The sequence below is a fragment of the Neobacillus drentensis genome, assembly GCF_036965245.1.
Taxonomy (GTDB): domain Bacteria; phylum Bacillota; class Bacilli; order Bacillales; family Cytobacillaceae; genus Neobacillus; species Neobacillus drentensis_G.
Genome location: NZ_JBALPG010000231.1, coordinates 1 through 3,914 on the forward strand (window position 1 = coordinate 1; position 3,914 = coordinate 3,914).

Below are 3,914 nucleotides of genomic sequence, written 5' to 3' on the forward strand. Positions count from 1 at the left end.
GATTACTTTTAAATGGAGGTGCTCATTTATGAGGCGGATATTAGCATTATTTTATTTTCTAGTTCTTTTATCTTCATTTTCTATGCACGTCTTTGCAGAGGAAAAGGGATCGTCTGGAAATTTTGATTACACAAATCCAGAATTTAAAGCAACAGTAGACATGCTTTATATGGAAGGTCATAGCAACGATGATCTAGCAAATTGTGATGTCAAACAGTTGTATTATGAAGAAGTGGCTGAAATGTTTTTTATAAATGGCATGTCAAAAAAGGAAATTCTTGATTACTATTTAAAAGCGCAAGGAGTGCATGCATTAAATGCTCCTCCTGAAAAAGGATTTAATCTTACTCTTTGGATTACTCCATTTCTGTTAATTCTTATCATTTCTATTCTTTTATATTTCTTGATCAAAAAGTGGAAAGGGAATAAAAACATTATCGCAAGTGAAGTTTCAAACTCGACAGATCTAGAACATGATATTTACGCATCCATAATTGACCAGGAAAGAAAGAAATTCTATTGATTTTTTGTATTGTACCGCTGTCAGATTAAATCGCAATGGATAATTGCGGTTTTTTACTTAAAAAAGAGAAATCTTAACATTTTCTTAATATTTCCTTTAAAGATTCTGGAAAGTTATTCAGTATGATGAAATTGAAAATTGATTTACATAAAAATTGAAAGGAATTGGTTTTAATGAAATGGAGTTATTTATTGACTGCTGGTGCTTTTGTAGGAGTTTTTTCTTTGGGAGCTATGTTTGCTCCAATTGGTAAGCCGTCTGCAAATGTAAATGAGCAAGCAGTCAGCAACAATTTGTCCGTTGTTCAAACAGCCGATAAGAGGGAGGCTCCTCAACAGGAACAGGCTGATTTTACCTGCCCGATGACTGGAGAACCTATGGGTAATAGATCGGGTATGGGTATGATGGGTTCTATGAATGAGTCAGTAGCTGATGCGCTCGGCATGTCAGTAGACGACTATCTAGCAGCCCGTAAGGAAGGTAAATCGATTGCTGCCATGGCTGAAGAAAAAGGTGTCAATGTTAAAGATATTGTTAAGGTAGTGACAGAGTCAAGAAAGACTGAACTCGAAAAGCTTGTAAAAGAAGGAAAGCTTACACAAGAACAAATGGATAATATGTTAAATAACATGGAATATATGATGGAACAAGCAATCGAACGGAATGATACTGGCTCAATGCATGGTATGGGTATGGGGCAAGGCGGCAGATGCGGCGGTAAACACGACAATCAACAATTCCAAACCGGGAATGGTACAAATCTTTAATTTATTCATAAACTTTTCTTAACTCTGAGGCATTGCTTCAGAGTTTTTTTCAAGGCAAGAACCTTCTGACAGGATATTAACCAAGTAGTCATATTTTAAGCTCTGTGACCGGATATTTTCCAAGTATAATAGAAAATAATGTGAGAGAAGGAGGGGAGAAATGTGAGTAAGATCATTGCTGTAGTTGACGATGAAGTGAAAATACGGGATATGGTCAAAACCTATTTACAAAGTGAAGGTTTCGAAACACTGGAGGCAGAAGATGGGACGGCAGCGGTTCAATTAGTTGAAAACCATGAAGTAGACCTTATGCTGTTAGATGTCATGATGCCGCAAAAGGATGGCTTTCAAACACTGCGGGATATCCGCTTGAAGCAAAAAAAATTACCCGTGATTATGTTAACAGCAAAATCTGAAGAAATAGATAAATTATTAGGTCTCGAAATGGGTGCTGATGATTATATTACCAAACCGTTTAGTATTCGTGAGCTTGCTGCGAGAATACGGGCTGTTTTAAGAAGGAGTTCAACTGATGATAATATGGAAGCAGACGAAGTTCTTGTAAGAGACGAGATTATAATCAATTTAACAACATATGAAGTAAAGGTAGAAGGGGAATTTTTGAATTTAACCCCAACTGAATATAAAATCCTGGTGACACTTGCGAGAAAACCGGGCCGTGTATATAGCCGTCTCCAATTAATGGACAGTGTAATGGGGGAGGCATTTGTTCTTTATGAACGTTCGATTGATACCCATGTCAGCAATTTAAGAAAAAAAGTTGAAAAAGACCCTGCTCATCCGAAGTACATTCATACCGTGTACGGAATGGGCTATCGGTTTGGTGAAAAGAAATGAAACTTCAAATGAAGCTAATCATCGCATTCATCATAATTGTTTTGTTAATGGGAATAAGCCAATTCGTCTTTTTGCAGTCGAGGATACGGGCTACTTTCGAGGACTATTTAGACCAACACACCTACAATTCTATGCTGCGAATGGAACTAATGCTGGAACAATATTATGAAGAAACAGGTACATGGAAAAATGTACAGCAGCTATTTTTTAGTTCTGATTCCTCAAACGGAAATGGACATGGGATGATGATGCACGGGATGGGAATGAATATGTCCATGTCCATGTCAAGTGATGATATACTTCTAGTCGATTTAAATGGGATCGTAATTGCTGACACAGCAGAAACAAGAATTGGATCCGCCGGAAAGGATCTTTCGGGGAAAAAAGTGGATCTAATTGTAAATGGCGAGAAAAAAGGGACTCTCGTTCTTTATCAACATAAACTTCAAGACCTTGAAATAGAGTTTATCAAATCATCCAATACTACCATCCTAATCAGCGGCTTGATAGGAGCATTAACAGCAGCCATATTCAGCCTTTTCATAGCAGGAAAAATATCCAAGCCATTAAAGGTCTTAATGACTGGGATAAAACAGATTGCCAGTGGGGAAAAAGCAAAGGAAATCAGCATTTCAGCAACCGGTGAATTTTATGAACTAGGAGAAGCGTTTAATGACATGGCACGGAAACTGGAACGCAATGAAGAAATTAGACGGACACTTGTCGCGGATGTTGCACATGAGCTGCGAACACCTTTATCAATTCTTCAAGGAAAGCTAGAATCAATTCAAGAAGGGGTGATTAATCCTTCGGAGGAGATCATTCTTGAACTTACGGATGAAGTTTATCGGTTAAACCGCTTAGTCAAAGATTTACAGCAATTAAGTCTTGCTGAAGCTGGTAAGCTCCCATTAAACATCCAGCCTGTTGATATCCGCCTACTTATTGAACGAATTTGCAATCATTTTCAATGGCTGGCAGATGAAAGGGAAATTGTACTCCAGTACGATAAAATTCCAACAGAATATTTTCTGCATATTGATGCCGATAGAATGACACAGGTTATTGTAAATCTGGTTGGCAATGCATTAAGGCATACACCACCACAGGGTATGGTGGAGATTTCTGCGCAACCACTGGCAAACTCATTCATAATTCAAGTAGCAGACACCGGACAAGGAATACCGGAAGATGTACTTCCGCATATTTTTGACCGATTTTATAAAAGGGATACGTCAAGAACTCGTGATGAAAGCGGAACAGGTCTCGGACTATCTATTGCCAAAGGGTTCGTGGAAGCACATGGTGGTTTTATTACTGTAGAAAGTGAAACGAATAAAGGTACCATTTTCACCATCAAACTTTCATTTTAGTAAGCTTAAAAAGGTGTGGAGAAAATGTTATAAATTTTTCTCCACACCTTTTTTTACAAATTAAAGAATGAAGATTACAAGGATACGTAGATGACGAGTGACACAAAAGGATGTAATACATTTCAGAATGATACAAAATTCTTAATAACCTTTTTAAAACTGTGATAAATGTATAGGTTATCAGCAGATGGAGGCAGTTTTGACGAGTGACACTAAAGTACTATACCTTGTAGAATGACACAAAACTTCTTAATGCCTTGTAAAAACACATAAGTCAATGTGTTATTAAAAGATGGTAACAGTTTAATTATTTCGATATTGCATCATTTTTTCTTTGTTATAGATTGTTGTTGGAGAATGAGGGTGCCTATGATTTAGGTATAGTTGTAAAAA

General features: G+C 37.1%; 4 protein-coding genes. All 4 read left to right on the top strand.

Annotated elements, in window-relative coordinates; all coding sequences use genetic code 11:
• Positions 1–28: 28 nt before the first annotated feature.
• The 4 genes from V7150_RS26035 to V7150_RS26050 all read left to right on the top strand — a co-directional run bounded on the left by V7150_RS26035 (position 29) and on the right by V7150_RS26050 (position 3,521).
• Positions 29–523, top strand: a complete 495-nt coding sequence (locus V7150_RS26035) for a cytochrome c-type biogenesis protein CcmH (RefSeq protein WP_335524109.1) — start codon at positions 29–31, stop codon at positions 521–523.
• Between the two features lie 173 nt (positions 524–696).
• Positions 697–1,290 carry a DUF2680 domain-containing protein gene (locus tag V7150_RS26040; protein WP_335524111.1) on the top strand — a complete coding sequence of 198 codons (594 nt, stop codon included), beginning with the start codon at positions 697–699 and terminating at the stop codon, positions 1,288–1,290.
• A gap of 162 nt (positions 1,291–1,452) precedes the next feature.
• Complete coding sequence (locus V7150_RS26045) at positions 1,453–2,148, top strand: response regulator transcription factor (protein ID WP_335524114.1); 696 nt, start codon at positions 1,453–1,455, stop codon at positions 2,146–2,148.
• A complete protein-coding gene (locus V7150_RS26050; RefSeq protein WP_335524117.1) occupies positions 2,145–3,521 on the top strand; it encodes a sensor histidine kinase in 1,377 nt (458 codons plus the stop codon). Before V7150_RS26045 ends, V7150_RS26050 begins: the two co-directional genes overlap by 4 nt.
• The last annotated feature ends 393 nt before the right edge of the window (positions 3,522–3,914 follow it).

What these genes read in the sequence shown, in the direction of transcription:
- V7150_RS26035 (WP_335524109.1), top strand. Translation starts at nt 29, where the DNA reads ATGAGGCGGATATTAGCATTATTTTATTTTCTAGTTCTTTTATCTTCA.
- V7150_RS26040 (WP_335524111.1), top strand. Translation starts at nt 697, where the DNA reads ATGAAATGGAGTTATTTATTGACTGCTGGTGCTTTTGTAGGAGTTTTT.
- V7150_RS26050 (WP_335524117.1), top strand. Translation starts at nt 2,145, where the DNA reads ATGAAACTTCAAATGAAGCTAATCATCGCATTCATCATAATTGTTTTG.